A 16,336-nucleotide genomic window follows, 5' to 3' on the forward strand; every position below is an offset into this window, starting at 1 on the left:
AGCAGCCTACTGCGGCGGTTCGGAGCCGCCGTCGCGCAGCAGTGCGCACCTCGGGCGGCGGGCCGCCCGGCCCTGTCCGGTCCGGTCAGTCGACGGCGCAGCCCCCGGTCACCGCCGGCAGCGGCTCGGGCACGCCGACCTTGGGCAGGCCCAGCATCACGCCCGCGGGCTGCGCCGCCTTCTCGGTGTTGCGCTTCTCCCAGGCGTCTCCCGCGCGGGTGCGGCGCACATCCAGCACGGCGCCCTCCGCGAGGAGGTGGTGCGGAGCGGCGTAGGTGATCTCGACGGTCACCACGTCGCCGGGACGCACTTCCTGCTCCGGCTTGGTGAAGTGCACCAGGCGGTTGTCGGGGGCGCGGCCGGAGAGACGGTGGGTGGTGTCGTCCTTGCGGCCCTCGCCCTCCGCGACCATCAGCTCCAGGGTGCGGCCGACCTGCTTCTTGTTCTCCTCCCAGGAGATCTCCTCCTGGAGGGCGACGAGCCGCTCGTAGCGCTCCTGGACGACGTTCTTGGGGATCTGGCCGTCCATCTCGGCAGCCGGGGTGCCGGGACGCTTGGAGTACTGGAAGGTGAACGCCTGGGCGAAGCGGGCCTCGCGGACGACGTGCAGGGTCTGCTGGAAGTCCTCCTCGGTCTCGCCGGGGAAGCCCACGATGATGTCGGTGCTGATCGCCGCGTGCGGGATCGCGGCACGGACCTTCTCGATGATCCCCAGGAAGCGCTCCTGCCGGTAGGAGCGGCGCATCGCCTTCAGGACCGGGTCCGAGCCGGACTGCAGCGGCATGTGCAGCTGGGGCATCACGTTCGGCGTCTCGGCCATGGCGGCGATGACGTCGTCGGTGAAGTCGCGCGGGTGCGGCGAGGTGAAGCGGACGCGCTCCAGGCCGTCGATCTTCCCGCAGGCCCGCAGCAGCTTGCTGAACGCCTCGCGGTCGCCGATGTCGGAGCCGTAGGCGTTGACGTTCTGACCGAGCAGGGTGATCTCGGAGACGCCCTCGCCGACCAGGGCCTCGATCTCGGCGAGGATGTCGCCGGGCCGACGGTCCTTCTCTTTGCCGCGCAGCGCCGGGACGATGCAGAAGGTGCAGGTGTTGTTGCAGCCGACGGAGATCGACACCCATGCCGCGTAGGCGCTCTCGCGCCGGGTGGGCAGCGTGGAGGGGAACGCCTCCAGCGACTCGGCGATCTCCACCTGCGCCTCCTCCTGGACGCGGGCGCGCTCCAGCAGCACGGGCAGCTTTCCGATGTTGTGCGTGCCGAAGACGACGTCCACCCAGGGGGCGCGCTTCACGATGGTGTCGCGGTCCTTCTGCGCCAGGCAGCCGCCGACCGCGATCTGCATCCCGGGCCGGCTCGCCTTCTTCGGGGCGAGGTGGCCGAGGTTGCCGTACAGCTTGTTGTCGGCGTTCTCGCGGACGGCGCAGGTGTTGAAGACGACGACGTCGGCGTCGCCGTCGGAGCCCTCGGGGGCGCGGACGTAGCCCGCGTCCTCCAGCAGCCCGGACAATCGCTCGGAGTCGTGGACGTTCATCTGGCACCCGTAGGTGCGTACTTCGTAGGTGCGCGTGCCGCCCACTGACTGGCTCCGGTCGATGCTGCTCATGTCCCTAAGGGTAGGCCGTACCGGTGACAGCCGGGCGCCGCGGCGGCCGGTCGGCCCGTCAGGGCCAGGTGGTACCCGGTGGCCCGGAGCACCGGCGCGCATCCCGGACCCACCACGATCCGCAGGATCTCCCCCGGCACACCGGCCACGGTCAGCACGAACCCGGCGGCCGCAACCACCGACAGCAGGGCGCCCGCCCACCAGTACCGCCGCGGTCGTACAGACGGGCGAGCGGGAAGAAGTGGCGTTTCACGACGAGCGCGGCGGCGGCCCGGAGCTGCTGTGTCGGCGTCATGGGCGGACAGTAGAGGGATCACCGAGCCGCCGACCCGGACATACGTCGTAAGACGGAAGGTGCCCGTTTCCGGCGGGGCCGGCCCGTTCAGGCCTCCCCGCGCGGCGCCCACCCCCGCCGGCGCAGCACCGCCGACACGTCCGGCGCCTCGTAGTGGTCGCCCTTGAGGACCTTGCCGTCCGCGCGTCGGCTGACCTGGCCGTCAGGACCGAGCTTCGTCATGTTGGAACGGTGGATCTCGGCGATCACCGCGTCGAGGTCGATGCCGTGGACCAGCGCCGTGCCGTACGCGACGTAAACAACGTCGGCCAGTTCGTGCGCGAGCCGGTCGAGCGGACCCGTCACCGACACCTCGGCGACCTCCTTGGCCTCCTCGGCGAGCAGCTCCCCGCGGTGGGCGGCGAGCTCCGGCGAGACCTCGGACGGTATGTCGCGGGCGTCCAGCCCGAAGGCACGGTGGAAGTCACGGACCAGATCGGCGGGGGAAGCACTCATGCCCGCGACTGTAGCGGCCGGCCGCGGCACCCCTGCTGTGAGCTCCGCCCTGGTCAGCGGGCACCCGGGCTGGCAGGATCACGCGCATGTCCAACGCGCTGTCCCGGATCGGCAGGCGCCGGGCCCTGCGGGGCACGGCCGCCGCCTTCGTGGCGCTCGGACTGCTGCTGTGGTGGCTGGCGCCCTTCAGCGAGCAGCCGCCGGGCGGGACGATCACGCTGAGCACCGGCACCCGCGCGGGTGTCTACCAGGAGTACGGCGAGCGGCTGCGCACCTCGCTCGCCCGGCGCATGCCCGACCTCGAGGTCCGGCTGGAGACGAGCGACGGCTCCCAGGAGAACGTACGGCGTGTGGCGACCGGACAGGCCGACTTCGCGATCGCCGCGGCCGACGCGGTGGAGACGTACAAACTGGACCACCGGCCGGGCGCCGAGGGCCTGCGCGGGGTGGCGCGGCTGTACGACGACTATGTGCAGCTCGCTGTCGCCGCCGACTCGGGGATCCGCTCCGTCGGGGACCTGCGGGGCAAGCGGGTCGCCATAGGGCCGCCGAAGTCGGGGGTCCGGCTCATCGCCAACCGGGTACTCAAGGCGGCCGGCATCGATCCGGAGACGGACATCGAGCCCTCCCCGGACGGCATCGACACCGGACCGGGGCGGCTGGGGCACGGCCTGGACGCGTTCTTCTGGTCGGGCGGGCTGCCCACGGACGGCCTGAGGAAGGTCACCGAGAAAGGCGCGCTGCGGTTCGTGCCGATCGACGCCGCCCTGGTGTCGAAGCTGCACGAGCAGGGCGACGCCACGCGCTACTACCGCGCCACCAACATGCCGGAGTCGGCATACCCGGGCAGTCAGCTCGGCTCGGCCGTCCCGACGATGGCGGTGTCCAACCTGCTCATCACCCGGACGGACATGGACCCCCGGCTCACCGAGTGGCTGACCCGCATCGTGCTCGCGAGCAGGGACAACATCGGGAGGCACGTCCACTCCGCCCAGCTGGTCGATGTGCGCACCGCGATCTACACCGATCCACTCCGGCTGCACGACGGCGCCCGCCGCTACTACCGGTCCGTCAAGCCCTGAGCCGCCGGCTCCCCCGCGGGCGCGTTCCTCGGCACCGTCACGGTCACCCGCAGCCCGTGCGGCTCGTGACGCTCGTACACGATCGAGCCGCCCCCCGCCGCGAGCAGCGCCCGTGAGATGGACAGGCCGAGTCCCGAGCCCTTGATGTTCTGGTGCCGGCCGCTGCGCCAGAAGCGGTCGCCGACGCGGGTCAGCTCCTCGTCGGTGAGTCCCGGTCCGTTGTCGGTGACGACGACGGTCGATACGTCGCCGTTGGAGGCGACGGCCACCTCGACGGCCTCACCCTCGGGCGTGAACTTCACCGCGTTGTCGATGACCGCGTCCAGCGCGCTGGACAGCGCCACGGGATCGGCCCAGGCGGTGGTCGGCGGGCAGGTGCCGGTCAGGCTGACGCCCTTGGCCTCGGCGGTGGGCGCCCAGGCCGCGACGCGCTCGGCGGCCAGGGCGCCGATGTCGGAGACCTGGAGGTCGGCCTCGCTGTGCTCGGCGAGCGCCAGGCCGAGCAGGTCGTCCAGGACCTGGGCCAGGCGCTTGCCCTCGGCTTGGACGGAGGCGATCTCCTCGTTGCCCTCGGGCAGCTCCAGAGCGAGCAGCTCGATCCGCAGCAGCAGCGCCGAGAGGGGGTTGCGCAGCTGGTGGGAGGCATCGGCGACGAAGGCACGTTGCTGTTCCAGCACGCTCTCGACGTTGTCCGCCATCTCGTTGAACGACCGGGCGAGCCGTCGCAGCTCCGGCGGCCCGCCCGCCGCCGCGACCCGGGACTTCAGCCGCCCGGTGGCGATGTCGTGGGTGGTGGCGTCCAGGATCCGTACGGGGCGGAGCACCCAGCCGGTGAGCCGCAGTGCCGCGCCGACGGCCAGCAGCATCGCGGCCGCCTCGCCCGCGGCGATGACCAGCCAGCCGTGGAGGATCCGGGAGCGCATCTGCCCGGTCGGCGAGTCGGTGACCACCACCGCGACGACGTCGCCGTCCCGGATGACCGGCGAGGCCACCACCAGGCTGCGCCGCTGCCAGGGCCACACCTGCTCGGGGTCGTGGCTGCGGCGGCTGAGCAGCGCCTCTTTGAAGGCGTCGCGCACCTCGCCCGTGCGGGGCAGGAACCAGTCTTCCGGCGCGTGCGCCATGGGTGAGTCGTTGCGGTAGAAGACACCCGCGCGGATGCCGTAGACCTCGTGGTAGCTGCGGAGCTCCCTGCTGAGGGTCTCGCGGCGCTCGTTGACGTCGCCGCCGGCCGGGTCGGCGGGCTCGGTGACGAACTGCGCGAGGGCCGCGAAGCGCGCCGTGTCGTCGATCCGGTCGACGACGACCTTCTGCTGCTGCGCGCCGGCCAGGCTGACGGCCAGCGGGACTCCGAGCGCGAGCAGGACGGCCGCCATCAGGACGATGAGCAGCGGAAGAAGCCGTGTGCGCACCCGGCCCCGCTAGGCGGCGGGCGCGACGAGCCGGTAGCCGACGCCGCGCACGGTTTCGATGAGGGCGGGCATGCGCAGCTTCGCGCGCAAGGAGGCGACGTGCACCTCCAGGGTGCGCCCGGTCCCCTCCCAGCTGGTGCGCCAGACCTCGCTGATGATCTGTTCCCGGCGGAAGACGACGCCCGGCCGCTGGGCGAGCAGGGCGAGCAGATCGAACTCCTTGCGGGTCAGTTGGACGGCCGCGCCGTTCACGCTGACCTGGCGGGTCGGCAGCTCGATGCGGACGGGGCCGAGGCGCAGCTCGGTCTCCGTGCTGCCGGTGGTCTCCTCGTGGACGCTGCGCCGGCTGACGGCGTGGATCCGCGCGAGCAGCTCCCCCGTGTCGTAGGGCTTGACCACGTAGTCGTCGGCGCCGAGGTTGAGGCCGTGGATGCGGGAGCGGACGTCGGACCGCGCGGTGACCATGATCACCGGGGTGCCGGTGCGCTTGCGGATCTTGCCGCAGACCTCGTAGCCATCCTGGTCGGGCAGCCCCAGGTCGAGCAGGACCACACCGAAGCCCTCGCCCTCGGGGACGAGCGCCTGGAGGGCCTCCTCGCCGCTGCGCGCGTGGGTGACGTCGAACCCGTGCCGCGCCAGCACCGCCGACAGTGCGGCGGCGACGTGGTTGTCGTCCTCCACGAGAAGCAGTCTCACCGGGGCCTCCTTCCGTTCATCGGCCGTACGATCTCCTTGTACGAAAATTACGAAAATGGTGTGCACGCGCGCGTGCACCTTGCAGTGACGCCGATGGATGAGGTCGACGTCAAGAGGGTTCCGGTTGCGCTTTCATACCGTTATCCGGCCGGTATGAGCCCTGCTCACAACTGCTACGACAGGTGTCCGATTGCTATCGGATCGTGATGCTCAGATTCCCCTCAGATGTAATGACGCATGTCTAAAGGATTACTACTGTCCTCCGAAACCGAGGAGGACGGAGCCTGAGAGCGATGACCGAAGTATCGGTGGCCAAGGAAGATGTGGCCGCGACCGGCGATCTGGTCGTCCTGAAGAGCGTCAACAAGCACTTCGGCGCGTTGCACGTACTCCAGGACATCGACCTCACGATCGCCCGCGGCGAAGTCGTCGTGGTCATCGGACCCTCCGGGTCCGGCAAGTCCACCCTGTGCCGCACCATCAACCGTCTGGAGACGATCGACTCCGGCTCGATCACCATCGACGGCAAGCCCCTGCCTCACGAGGGCAAGGAGCTCGCCCGGCTGCGGGCCGACGTGGGCATGGTCTTCCAGTCCTTCAACCTGTTCGCGCACAAGACCGTGCTCGAGAACGTCACGCTGGGCCAGGTCAAGGTCCGCAAGAAGGACAAGAAGGCCGCCGAGGAGCGCGCCCGGGCCCTGCTCGACCGGGTCGGCGTGGCTGCGCAGGCCGAGAAGTACCCCGCACAGCTCTCCGGTGGCCAGCAGCAGCGTGTCGCCATCGCGCGGGCCCTGGCGATGGAACCCAAGGTCATGCTGTTCGACGAGCCGACGTCGGCTCTCGACCCCGAGATGATCAACGAGGTGCTGGAGGTCATGCAGCAGCTCGCCCGCGACGGAATGACCATGATCGTCGTTACCCACGAGATGGGTTTCGCCCGTTCGGCGGCGAACCGCGTGGTGTTCATGGCCGACGGCCGCATCGTCGAACAGGCTTCGCCGGACCAGTTCTTCAGCAACCCGCGCAGCGACCGTGCCAAGGACTTCCTGTCGAAGATCCTTCACCACTGACGGCGCACCTCGCGCCCTGACGACCTGCGTCACCGGACATGGACCGGGCCGCATCACTTCACCACTTAAAGGATGTGCACCATGAAGCTCCGCAAGGTCACCGCCGCCTCGGCCGCCGTGTTCGCCCTTGCCCTGACCGCCACCGCCTGCGGAGGCGACGACAGCGGCGACAGCGGTTCGTCCTCCGCGGGCGGCGGCGACAAGATCAAGATCGGCATCAAGTACGACCAGCCCGGTCTGGGCCTGAAGGAGCCCGACGGTTCCTTCTCCGGCTTCGACGTGGACGTGGCGACCTACGTCGCCAAGGAGCTCGGCTACGAGCCGAACCAGATCGAGTGGGTCGAGACCAAGAGCGCCGACCGTGAGAACGCTCTGTCGCGCGGGGACGTGAAGCTCATCGCCGCCACGTACTCGATCACGGACGAGCGCAAGCAGAAGGTCGACTTCGCCGGCCCGTACCTGCTGGCCCACCAGGACCTGCTGGTGACGAAGGACGCGGACATCACCAAGGCCACGGACCTCAACGACAAGAAGCTGTGCTCGGTGGCCGGCTCCACCTCGGCGCAGAACGTCAAGGAGGACTTCGCACCGGACGCTCAGCTCAGTCAGCGCGGTGGCTACTCCGAGTGCCTGTCCGCTCTGCAGAGCGGCCAGGTGGACGCGCTGACCACCGACGACTCGATCCTCGCCGGCTACGCCGCGCAGGAGCAGTACAAGGGCAAGTTCAAGCTTGCCGGTCTGAAGCTGAGCAACGAGAACTACGGCGTCGGTGTGAAGAAGGGCGACACCGAGACCGTGAACAAGGTCAACGACGCGCTGGAGAAGATGGTCAGCGACGGTTCGTGGCAGAAGGCCGTCGAGGAGAACTTCGGCCCGGCGAACTACAAGAACGAGCCCGCCCCGAAGATCGGCCAGATCGTCCAGTAACGCGGGACTCCGCCGACGCAGGGTCCCCGCGTCCCACGCGGGGACCCGCGAACGCGCCGCCGCCCACCACCCGTCCGGCGGCGGCGTGTCACGTCCGCCACGTACGTCACACACCCGGAAGCGCGGGAGATCGTGTTCGACTTTCTTTCAAACTATGACGACCCGTCCCTGCTGGGTGCCTTCTGGGTCACGGTGCAGCTCACCGTCTTCTCGGCCGTCGGATCCCTGATCCTGGGCACCCTGCTGGCTGCCATGCGGGTCAGCCCGGTGCCGCTGATGCGTGGTTTCGGCACCGCTTATGTCAACATCGTCCGGAACATCCCCCTGACCGTGATCATCGTCTTCACGTCGCTCGGCCTCGCCGACATCTTCGGCGTGACCATGGGCGCGCCGGACGACTTCGAGACCAAATACTTCCGGCTGGCCGTGCTCGGCCTCGTCGCCTACACCGCCGCCTTCGTGTGCGAGGCGATCCGCTCCGGCATCAACACGGTGCCCGTCGGACAGGCGGAGGCGGCACGGGCCCTCGGCCTGAGCTTCGGTCAGGTGCTCCGGCTCGTGGTGCTGCCGCAGGCCTTCCGCTCGGTGATCGGCCCCCTGGCCAACGTGCTGATCGCGCTCACCAAGAACACGACCGTGGCGGCGACCATCGGCGTGGCCGAGGCCGCGCTCCTGATGAAGGAAATGATCGAGAACGAGGCACAGACGCTGCTCATCGGCGCGATCTTCGCCTTCGGGTTCGTGGTCCTGACCCTGCCCACCGGCCTGTTCCTCAACTGGCTGAGCAAGCGCCTGGCGGTGAAGCGATGACTTCTGTTCTCTACGACGCACCCGGCCCGAAGGCCAAGCGGCGCAACCTGCTCTTCTCGGTCGTCTTCTTCGTCCTGCTCGCCCTGCTGCTGTGGTGGGTCTGGATGGTGCTGGACGACAAGGGCCAGCTCGAGTGGACCCTGTGGAAGCCCTTCACCACGTCGGACGCCTGGACGACGTACCTGTTGCCGGGCCTGGCCAACACGCTGAAGGCCGCGGGCCTCGCCATGGTCATCGCTCTCCCGCTGGGCGCGGTCCTCGGCATCGCACGCCTGTCGGACCACCGCTGGGTGCGTGTCCCGGCCGGCGCCGTGGTCGAGTTCTTCCGTGCCATCCCGGTGCTGCTGCTCATGCTGTTCGCCAACGAGTTCTTCGCTCGTTCCACGGACGTCAGCAGCGCCGACCGGCCGCTGTACGCGGTCGTCACCGGCCTGGTGCTCTACAACGCCTCGGTCCTCGCCGAGGTGGTCCGGGCCGGAATCCTGGCCCTGCCCAAGGGACAGAGCGAGGCGGCCCAGGCGATCGGTCTACGCAAGAGCCAGACGATGAGCAGCATCCTGCTGCCGCAGGCGGTCACGGTGATGCTGCCTGCGATCGTCAGCCAGCTCGTCGTGATCGTGAAGGACACCGCGCTGGGCGGCGTGATGCTCGGCTTCACCGAGCTGCTCAACTCGCGCGGCACGCTGGCGGCCAACTACGCCAACGTCATCCCGAGCTTCATCGTGGTGGCGGTCATCTTCATCATCCTCAACTTCATCCTCACCTCGTTCGCCTCCTGGCTCGAGGGGCGGCTGCGGCGCAGCAAGCGGAGCACCGGAGCGGTGCTCGGCGCGGACGACGTCGACGACATCAACGCGGGCGAGGTCGGGGGTACGCACGGGGCCAGTGCGGAGAAGTAGCACCCGCCTCACGTACGACATGGTGGTGGCCCGTCGGGACCCGGCGGGCCACAGCCGTGTCGAGTGACCGGCCGACCCGGTTGGTACCGCAGAGCGGAACTCCCCGGGCTCGTGTGATGAGCAGTCAAGTGCTGTGACGCGCCCGTCCCTCACATCATGATCGCCACCGGCGTTCGGTCACTTGACGCAAGCACCGGCAATAGGTTGCATACGTTCTGTGATCGTGCACCCTGCTCCATCTTCCTGTTCCTCCCCGTCCCTTCGGACGTCGCTTCGGGCAGGGGGCGCCGCGCCGTGGACCCGGTGATCATCGTCGGAGCCGGGCCCGTGGGGCTCACGCTCGCACTGTCGCTGGCACGCCAGGAGGTGCCATGCGTGCTCCTCGACGAAGGGCCGGGCAAGGACGAACCCCGTCCGGCGCGCACCGTCGTCCTGCGCGAGGACACCGCCGCGCTCCTGGAGCGACTGACCGGTGTGCCGCTCGCGCACGCCGGTGCGCAGTGGGCCGGATGGCGGTCGATGCGGCGCAAGCAGGTGACGTACGAGGTGGTCTTCGGCGAGGCCGATCCCGCTCCCCTGCACATCGCCCAGCACATCGTCACGGATGCCCTGCGTACCGCCCTCGCCGGCGAACGGCTCGTCAAGATCGCCACGAACAGCCGGCTGGACACCATAGAGCAGGAACCGTCCGGCGTCACCGCCCGCACCCGGGGCTCGAAGGGCACCTGGTGGCGCGGCAGTTATCTGGTCGGCTGCGACGGTCCGCGCTCGACCGTGCGCAAGCTCCAGGACATCCGCTTCCCGGGCCGCACCGCGGTGGAACGTCACGCCGTGGCCGCGCTGCGCACCGAGCTTCCCTGGCACGACGAGGCGCTGCTGCACCGGCTGCCGCCCTGGCGAACGTCCGGTCCCTCGGCCGGGGAGATCACCGCGCGGCCGCTGCCGGACGGGGTGTGGCGCCTGGACTGGCTGCTGCCGCCCGGCAAGGACCTGGTCACACCCGAACTGCTGCTGACCCGGGTGCGGGAGACGCTGGCCGGATGGACCGACGGTTCCACCCCGCCGTACGAGTTGCTGGACACCGGTGTGCACACCGTGCACCACCGGCTGGCCCGGCGCTGGCGGGCCGACCGGGTGTTCCTCGCCGGGGACGCGGCCCATCTGCTCGGCACACTGGGCACGCACGGGCTGGACGAAGGGCTCCGCGATGCCGACAACCTGGCCTGGAAGCTGGCGCTGGCCTGGCACCACGGTCCGCACGAGGCGCTGCTGGACAGCTATCAGACAGAGCGCCGGGCGATCGTCGCCTCCCGGCTGCGCGCCGCCGACCAGGCGCTGCCGCTGGTGCGCGGCGGCGGAGGGCTGCGTTCCTACGTCCCCGGCTCCGCGCGGGGGCACGGCGCACTGCTGATGGACGGTCACCTGGGACGGGGCCCCCTGGGAGCGCCGGGGACCTACGCCGACTCGCCGCTCGCGCCCGGCAGGCTCGAGGGCGAAGCGCCGGTCGGGACGGCTCTCGGGACGACGGTGAGGGATGTGCGGGTCACCGCGGAGGACGGCACGTTCGTCCGGCTGCGGGACCGGCTCGGCCGCGGTGCGCTCCTGGTGGTGCTGATCGCTCCGGGCACGGGTGTGTGGGAGCGCCGGCACTGGATGTCCGCCGGGATCATGCCCCGGCTGGCGGCCGCCGTCTCGGCACTGCCGCACCGGGCGGAACTGCTGGTCGCGGAGAGCTACCCCGGGGCGGCGGCCCACACCGTGCTGCTGGTACGCCCCGACGGCCACCTGGTCACCGCGCTGAGCGGGGTCCGCCCGGCGGATCTGTACACGGCGGCGGAGGCGGTGCTCGGCGGGCCCGTCGGGGCGGAGGCGGGGGGCGACGCGGGGGCGAAGGCCGACGCGGGGGCGGGGTCGCGCTGAGGCGGGCCGTCGTCACTGTTCCTGGTCCGCATCGTGACGTCGAGTTGAACCCATGAACCGCCTCGTGGTGTACTCCGCCTCGTGACCGACACCTGCGTGCACCTGTGGCGGCGGGTCCACATGGACCTCGTCCGCTATGCGGGCTGCGTGTGTCGTCCGTCCTGTTGATTCGCCCCTTTCCCCTCCCGGCGCGCAGCCGCGCGCGCCTGTCGCGAACTCTCCTTCAGGACGGTGCACGTGTCTGTCTCCTCCCCTCTCTCCTCCGCTGTCCCAGCCCCCGTCTCCGCACCCACTCAGGCGGACCTCCTCGACTTCGTACGGCGTATCGCCGCCGACGCGGAACTGATCGCCTCGCTTCCACTCGACCCCGAGGGGCGCACCTGGGTGCGGCTCGACGGGCCGGGCGGCAGTGAGGCCTGGCTGATCGGCTGGCCGCCGGGCACCGGTACCGGCTGGCACGACCACGCCGACTCCGTCGGTGCCTTCGTCACCGCGTCGGGCGAGCTGAGGGAGAACTCGCTCGCCGCGCGGCTGCCCACCGACGGCTGGAAGACTCTGGAACTGACGGACGGGGTGGACCGGGAACGCCGGCTGACGGCCGGGCAGGGACGGGCCTTCGGGCGGCACCATCTGCACGAGGTGCTCAACGAGTCCCCGGACCGGCACGCGGTGTCCGTGCACGCCTACTACCCACCGTTGCCGCAGATCCGCCGCTACAGCCGCAGCGGCCGGTTCCTGCGACTGGAGCAGGTCGAACGGCCGGAGGACTGGCAGTGAACGAGACGCCGGTGAACAAGACGGCAGTGAACAAGACGAACGCGCTGTCCGGCGGTCCCGTCGGGATCGACGAACTGCTGGAGCGGGTGCGCGAAGGCTACGAACGGGTCGAAGCGCGGCGCGCCCATGAAGCGGCCCTCACCGGCGAGGCGCTGCTGGTGGACATCCGCTACGCCGCCCTGCGGGAGCGGGACGGGCTCGTCCCCGGCGCTCTCGTCGTCGAGCGCAACGAACTGGAGTGGCGCCTGGATCCACGGGGCAGCCACCGCCTTCCCGAGGCGACGAGCCACGAGCTGCGCGTGATCGTGATGTGCAACGAGGGCTACGCGTCCAGCCTGGCCGCGGAGTCCCTGCAACGGCTGGGACTGCACCGGGCCACCGATCTGGTGGGCGGTTTCCAGGCCTGGCGGGCGGCGGGACTGCCCGTGGTGCCCGCGTAGCGCCGGGCGTCGCGCCCGTCGCGGGCTCCGGGGCGGCGGATGCGCCGGGGAAGGCCGGCCGGCGGCACCGGCCGGGCCTCGCGCGCGGGGCCGGTGGCTGCCGGAGTGCCGCCCCGTCCCGCGTCGCCGACGCCGGGGCGGGACGCCTCGGCGGAGCGCCGACGGGCGGGCAGCGGCGGTCCGGGTGACCATGCCCGTGCTGGTGCGGCCCCCGCCCGCTCAGAACTCCTCGTCGCCGAGGAACTCCGTGTCCTCGCCCTCCTCCTCCAGCGCCTGCCGGACGACGCGCAGGGCGAGGCCCTCGCGGTAGCCCTTGCGTGCGAGCATGCCCGCGAGGCGGCGGATGCGCTTGTCACGGTCGAGCCCGCGGGTGGCGCGCAGCTTGCGGGCGACCAGTTCACGCGCGGTCTCCTCCTCCTGCTCGGAGTCCAGCCGGGAGACGGCCGCGTCGACCAGCGCCGGGTCGACGCCCTTGGTGCGGAGCTCACGCGCGAGTGCCCGCCGGGCCAGCCCCCGGCCGTGGTGCCGCGACTCCACCCAGGCGTCCGCGAAGGCACTGTCGTTGATCAGTCCGACCTCCTCGAACCGGGACAGCACCTCCTCGGCGGCATCGTCCGGGATCTCCCGCTTGCGCAGGGCGTCGGCCAGTTGTCTGCGGGTGCGCGGGGTCCCGGTGAGCAGGCGCAGACAGATGGCCCGCGCCCGCTCGACCGGGTCCCCCGGAGGTTCCTCCCACTCTGCCCTCGACGAGAAAGAGGCGCCCCCGTCCGCCGCGGCCGCGTCGCCGAAGGACCGGCGCCCGCGCCCACGTCCACCGCGCGGCCCGCCGTCACGCGAGCCGCCCGCCCGTGCACCGCCGCCACGCCGCCTGCCGTCGCCGGAGGCCGCTTCCCGAAGGCCGCCGCCCGCGCCGGCGCTGTCGTCGTACGCCGCATCACCGCCCGCGGCTGAGCCCCGGCCGCCCGCGGTACCCCTCCCCCGTGGGGCGCCGGAAGCGTCGAACTCGTACTCGACCCAGTCGGTTCGTCGGGTCACGGGTCAGCTCTTGGCAGCCGCGGCCTTGGACTTGGAGCCCTTGGCCGCCGGGGCCGGTACCGCGGCCGGCTCGGCCGGGCTCACGGCGTCCGCGCCCTGCTCGGCGGCGGGGTCCTCCGGCCGCACACCAACGCCCAGCTTCTCCTTGATCTTCTTCTCGATCTCGTTGGCGAGGTCGGGGTTGTCCTTCAGGAAGTTACGGGCGTTCTCCTTGCCCTGGCCGAGCTGGTCGCCCTCGTACGTGTACCAGGCGCCGGCCTTGCGGACGAAGCCGTGCTCCACGCCCATGTCGATCAGGCCGCCCTCGCGGCTGATGCCCTGGCCGTAGAGGATGTCGAACTCGGCCTGCTTGAAGGGCGGCGCGACCTTGTTCTTGACGACCTTGCAGCGGGTGCGGTTGCCGACCGCCTCGGTGCCGTCCTTGAGGGTCTCGATGCGGCGGATGTCGATACGCACCGAGGCGTAGAACTTCAGCGCGCGGCCACCGGTCGTGGTCTCCGGGGAGCCGAACATCACGCCGATCTTCTCACGGAGCTGGTTGATGAAGATCGCGGTGGTCTTGGACTGGTTGAGCGCGCTGGTGATCTTCCGCAGGGCCTGGCTCATCAGGCGGGCCTGCAGACCCACGTGACTGTCACCCATCTCGCCCTCGATCTCCGCGCGCGGGACGAGCGCGGCGACGGAGTCGATGACGATGAGGTCGAGGGCGCCGGAGCGGACCAGCATGTCCACGATCTCCAGTGCCTGCTCGCCGTTGTCCGGCTGGGACAGGATCAGGTTGTCGATGTCGACGCCGAGCTTCTTTGCGTACTCGGGGTCGAGGGCATGCTCGGCGTCCACGAAGGCGACCTGGCCGCCGGCCTTCTGTGCGTTGGCCACCGCGTGCAGGGTCAGGGTCGTCTTACCGGAGGATTCCGGTCCATAGATCTCCACCACACGGCCGCGCGGCAGACCGCCGACGCCGAGGGCCACGTCGAGCGCGGTCGACCCGGTCGGGATGACCTCGATGGGCTCCTTCGACCGCTCGCCCATGCGCATGACCGCGCCTTTGCCGAATTGCCGTTCAATCTGTGCGAGCGCGGCGTCGAGCGCCTTCTCGCGGTCGGTTCCTGCCATGGGTTCCACCCGGTTTGCTTGAGTCGATCGCTTCACGTCAAAGACGCTAACGCCTGCCACTGACAACGCGCCCCGACGCACGTCCGGCCTGTGGACAACATGGGCGCCTTTCCGCCCCAACCAGGACAGAAAGCCCTTCGTTGAGCCTCACCGGCGCTCCCATAAGAATGGATGTTCGATTTTAGTGTCAAGCCGCGCCCCGCGGCACCCGCGGCGGGCGGCCGGAGTGTTCAGGAAGCCTCGGTGTCCGCGTCACCGGCGCGCGCCGCGCCCGGCCTGCCGATCCACAGCCGACGGGCGCGCAGGAGCATGCGCGGCCCGTCGCCGGGGCTGCGGTGACCGTGCACACGGGGGTCGTCCGTGACGTCGTACCGCTTCACATACGCACCCAGGAACGCCTGGAGGGTGGCGACGGCGGGAATGGCGATCAGCGCCCCCACCGCGCCCAGCAGAGCGGTGCCCGCGACGACCGAGCCGAAGGCGACCGCCGGGTGGATGTCCACGGTCCTGGCGGTCAGCTTGGGCTGGAGCACGTAGTTCTCGAACTGCTGGTAGATCACCACGAAGATCAGCACCCACAGCGCGTACCAGGGGTCGACCGTGAAGGCGATGAGCATGGGCAGCGCGCCCGCGAGATACGTGCCGATGGTGGGGATGAACTGCGACACCAGGCCCACCCACACGGCCAGCACGAGCGCGTAGGGCACCTCCAGGAACTCGAGCAGGACGAAGTGCGCCAGACCGGAGGCGAGTGCCATCAGTCCGCGCGAGTACAGATAACCGCCGGTTTTGTTCACCGCGATCTCCCACGCGCGCAGCACCTCGGCCTGCCGCGCGGGCGGCAGCAGGGAGCAGACGGTACGCCGCAGCCGCGGGCCGTCGGCGGCGAAGTAGAACGAGAACAGGCCGACGGTCAGCAGCTGGAAGAGACCGCCGAGCACCTGCGCGGACACGTCCAGCACCCCGGTGGCGCTGTTCTGGACGTAGGTGCGCAGCCAGTCGGAGCGCAGCAGGCCCTCCTGGATGTCCACCCGGCGCAGTTCGGTGTCGAAGTGGGTGTTGATCCAGTTGATCACGGAGTCGAGATAGTTGGGGAAGTCTTCGACGATCTTGACGATCTGTCCCGCGAGCAGGGACCCGAGCAGCGTGACGAAGCCCGCCCCCGCGATCAGGATCCCCAGGAAGACGAGGAAGGTGCCCAGGCCCCGGCGCACCCCGCGCGCGGCCATCCAGCTCACCGCGGGCTCGACGGCGAGCGCCAGGAAGAACGCGATCAGGACGTTGATCAGCAGACCGGTGAGCTGGTGGAAGGCCCAGCTGCCCAGCTGGAACACGGCGAACAGCGCGAGCGCGAGCACCATGGCGCGCGGCAGCCAGCGCGGCATACGGGCGCCCGGCGCGGCCGTGGGGCCCACCGGAGGCTCTGCGGGCGGCGGCGCGCCGGGCGGGGTGGGATGCCGGTCCGCCGGCCCGGTCTCGTCAGTGGGTGCCACGGCTCAAGTCTCACCCACATGGTGGCGGCCGTGCGCATCCGGGTGGTCTCTGTGACGATCAGCGCATTTCCCGGGGAACGTCCATCACCGTGCAGACCACCTGCCAGACGTCCTTGGCGTCCCAGCCGGCCGCCAGCGCCTCGTACACGGTGCGCTCGCCGAGCTCGGACATGACATGGTCACGCGCGAAGGTGTCGGCGTAGCCCGCGCCGAAGTACTCCGCCATCCGCTCCCAGAAAACCGTCAACCGCATGCCCCCAGTATCC

General features: G+C 70.5%; 17 protein-coding genes. 9 read left to right on the forward strand and 8 right to left on the reverse strand.

Annotated features, from left to right (window positions below; all coding sequences use genetic code 11):
- Positions 1-85: 85 nt before the first annotated feature.
- Positions 86-1,603 (reverse strand): tRNA (N6-isopentenyl adenosine(37)-C2)-methylthiotransferase MiaB, encoded by a 1,518-nt coding sequence (gene miaB / locus AB0L56_RS19435; RefSeq protein ID WP_365424803.1) that lies wholly within the window; start codon positions 1,601-1,603, stop codon positions 86-88.
- Between the two features lie 382 nt (positions 1,604-1,985).
- Complete coding sequence (locus AB0L56_RS19440) at positions 1,986-2,393, reverse strand: MazG nucleotide pyrophosphohydrolase domain-containing protein (RefSeq protein ID WP_365424805.1); 408 nt, start codon at positions 2,391-2,393, stop codon at positions 1,986-1,988.
- An 86-nt stretch (positions 2,394-2,479) separates the two neighbouring features.
- Here AB0L56_RS19440 and AB0L56_RS19445 point away from each other — a divergent pair, with 86 nt between their 5' ends.
- The gene (locus AB0L56_RS19445) at positions 2,480-3,475 is read left to right on the forward strand and encodes a TAXI family TRAP transporter solute-binding subunit (protein ID WP_361025924.1); all 996 of its coding nucleotides are present in this window, start codon (positions 2,480-2,482) and stop codon (positions 3,473-3,475) included.
- Here the strand turns inward: AB0L56_RS19445 and AB0L56_RS19450 are convergent.
- Both AB0L56_RS19450 and AB0L56_RS19455 read right to left on the reverse strand, forming a co-directional pair.
- Positions 3,454-4,887 carry a HAMP domain-containing sensor histidine kinase gene (locus AB0L56_RS19450; RefSeq protein ID WP_361025920.1) on the reverse strand — a complete coding sequence of 478 codons (1,434 nt, stop codon included), beginning with the start codon at positions 4,885-4,887 and terminating at the stop codon, positions 3,454-3,456. The two genes, AB0L56_RS19445 and AB0L56_RS19450, sit on opposite strands and share 22 nt — an antisense overlap.
- Positions 4,888-4,896: 9 nt before the next feature.
- Entirely contained in the window at positions 4,897-5,583 is a 687-nt protein-coding gene (locus tag AB0L56_RS19455; protein WP_361025917.1) for a response regulator transcription factor, read from the reverse strand.
- A gap of 293 nt (positions 5,584-5,876) precedes the next feature.
- Here AB0L56_RS19455 and AB0L56_RS19460 point away from each other — a divergent pair, with 293 nt between their 5' ends.
- The 8 genes from AB0L56_RS19460 (at position 5,877) to AB0L56_RS19495 (ending at position 12,426) form a co-directional block, all read left to right on the forward strand.
- The gene (locus tag AB0L56_RS19460) at positions 5,877-6,653 is read left to right on the forward strand and encodes an amino acid ABC transporter ATP-binding protein (RefSeq protein ID WP_361025915.1); all 777 of its coding nucleotides are present in this window, start codon (positions 5,877-5,879) and stop codon (positions 6,651-6,653) included.
- An 81-nt stretch (positions 6,654-6,734) separates the two neighbouring features.
- Complete coding sequence (locus AB0L56_RS19465) at positions 6,735-7,580, forward strand: glutamate ABC transporter substrate-binding protein (RefSeq protein ID WP_361025912.1); 846 nt, start codon at positions 6,735-6,737, stop codon at positions 7,578-7,580.
- Positions 7,581-7,712: 132 nt separating this feature from the next.
- Positions 7,713-8,390, forward strand: coding sequence for an amino acid ABC transporter permease (locus AB0L56_RS19470; RefSeq protein ID WP_361025909.1), 678 nt, complete (start codon positions 7,713-7,715; stop codon positions 8,388-8,390).
- A complete protein-coding gene (locus AB0L56_RS19475; protein ID WP_361025906.1) occupies positions 8,387-9,289 on the forward strand; it encodes an amino acid ABC transporter permease in 903 nt (300 codons plus the stop codon). The genes AB0L56_RS19470 and AB0L56_RS19475 overlap by 4 nt, the downstream gene beginning before the upstream one ends.
- A gap of 294 nt (positions 9,290-9,583) precedes the next feature.
- Positions 9,584-11,209, forward strand: coding sequence for an FAD-dependent monooxygenase (locus AB0L56_RS19480; RefSeq protein WP_365424810.1), 1,626 nt, complete (start codon positions 9,584-9,586; stop codon positions 11,207-11,209).
- Positions 11,210-11,305: 96 nt separating this feature from the next.
- Entirely contained in the window at positions 11,306-11,377 is a 72-nt protein-coding gene (locus AB0L56_RS19485) for a putative leader peptide (protein ID WP_311710492.1), read from the forward strand.
- Between the two features lie 69 nt (positions 11,378-11,446).
- Positions 11,447-11,986 (forward strand): cysteine dioxygenase, encoded by a 540-nt coding sequence (locus AB0L56_RS19490; RefSeq protein WP_365424812.1) that lies wholly within the window; start codon positions 11,447-11,449, stop codon positions 11,984-11,986.
- A 26-nt stretch (positions 11,987-12,012) separates the two neighbouring features.
- Positions 12,013-12,426 carry a rhodanese-like domain-containing protein gene (locus tag AB0L56_RS19495; RefSeq protein ID WP_361026481.1) on the forward strand — a complete coding sequence of 138 codons (414 nt, stop codon included), beginning with the start codon at positions 12,013-12,015 and terminating at the stop codon, positions 12,424-12,426.
- A 219-nt stretch (positions 12,427-12,645) separates the two neighbouring features.
- Here the strand turns inward: AB0L56_RS19495 and recX are convergent, their stop codons facing one another.
- From recX to AB0L56_RS19515, 4 genes are all read right to left on the reverse strand, one after another.
- Positions 12,646-13,461 carry a recombination regulator RecX gene (gene recX / locus AB0L56_RS19500; RefSeq protein WP_365424814.1) on the reverse strand — a complete coding sequence of 272 codons (816 nt, stop codon included), beginning with the start codon at positions 13,459-13,461 and terminating at the stop codon, positions 12,646-12,648.
- Positions 13,462-13,464: 3 nt separating this feature from the next.
- Complete coding sequence (recA, locus tag AB0L56_RS19505) at positions 13,465-14,577, reverse strand: recombinase RecA (RefSeq protein WP_361025894.1); 1,113 nt, start codon at positions 14,575-14,577, stop codon at positions 13,465-13,467.
- A 230-nt stretch (positions 14,578-14,807) separates the two neighbouring features.
- Complete coding sequence (locus tag AB0L56_RS19510) at positions 14,808-16,070, reverse strand: AI-2E family transporter (protein ID WP_361025892.1); 1,263 nt, start codon at positions 16,068-16,070, stop codon at positions 14,808-14,810.
- Between the two features lie 58 nt (positions 16,071-16,128).
- Entirely contained in the window at positions 16,129-16,323 is a 195-nt protein-coding gene (locus AB0L56_RS19515) for a DUF3046 domain-containing protein (protein ID WP_361025889.1), read from the reverse strand.
- Positions 16,324-16,336 lie beyond the last annotated feature (13 nt).

Origin of the sequence: Streptomyces sp. NPDC052079 (genome assembly GCF_040680275.1) — a bacterium.
GTDB lineage: Bacteria > Actinomycetota > Actinomycetes > Streptomycetales > Streptomycetaceae > Streptomyces.

Excerpts from the sequence above, each read along its gene's own strand:
- AB0L56_RS19475 (WP_361025906.1), top strand. The coding sequence starts at position 8,387 with ATGACTTCTGTTCTCTACGACGCACCCGGCCCGAAGGCCAAGCGGCGC.
- AB0L56_RS19460 (WP_361025915.1), top strand. The coding sequence starts at position 5,877 with ATGACCGAAGTATCGGTGGCCAAGGAAGATGTGGCCGCGACCGGCGAT.
- recA (WP_361025894.1), bottom strand. The coding sequence starts at position 14,577 with ATGGCAGGAACCGACCGCGAGAAGGCGCTCGACGCCGCGCTCGCACAG.
- AB0L56_RS19445 (WP_361025924.1), top strand. The coding sequence starts at position 2,480 with ATGTCCAACGCGCTGTCCCGGATCGGCAGGCGCCGGGCCCTGCGGGGC.
- AB0L56_RS19440 (WP_365424805.1), bottom strand. The coding sequence starts at position 2,393 with ATGAGTGCTTCCCCCGCCGATCTGGTCCGTGACTTCCACCGTGCCTTC.
- AB0L56_RS19515 (WP_361025889.1), bottom strand. The coding sequence starts at position 16,323 with ATGCGGTTGACGGTTTTCTGGGAGCGGATGGCGGAGTACTTCGGCGCG.
- AB0L56_RS19465 (WP_361025912.1), top strand. The coding sequence starts at position 6,735 with ATGAAGCTCCGCAAGGTCACCGCCGCCTCGGCCGCCGTGTTCGCCCTT.
- miaB (WP_365424803.1), bottom strand. The coding sequence starts at position 1,603 with ATGAGCAGCATCGACCGGAGCCAGTCAGTGGGCGGCACGCGCACCTAC.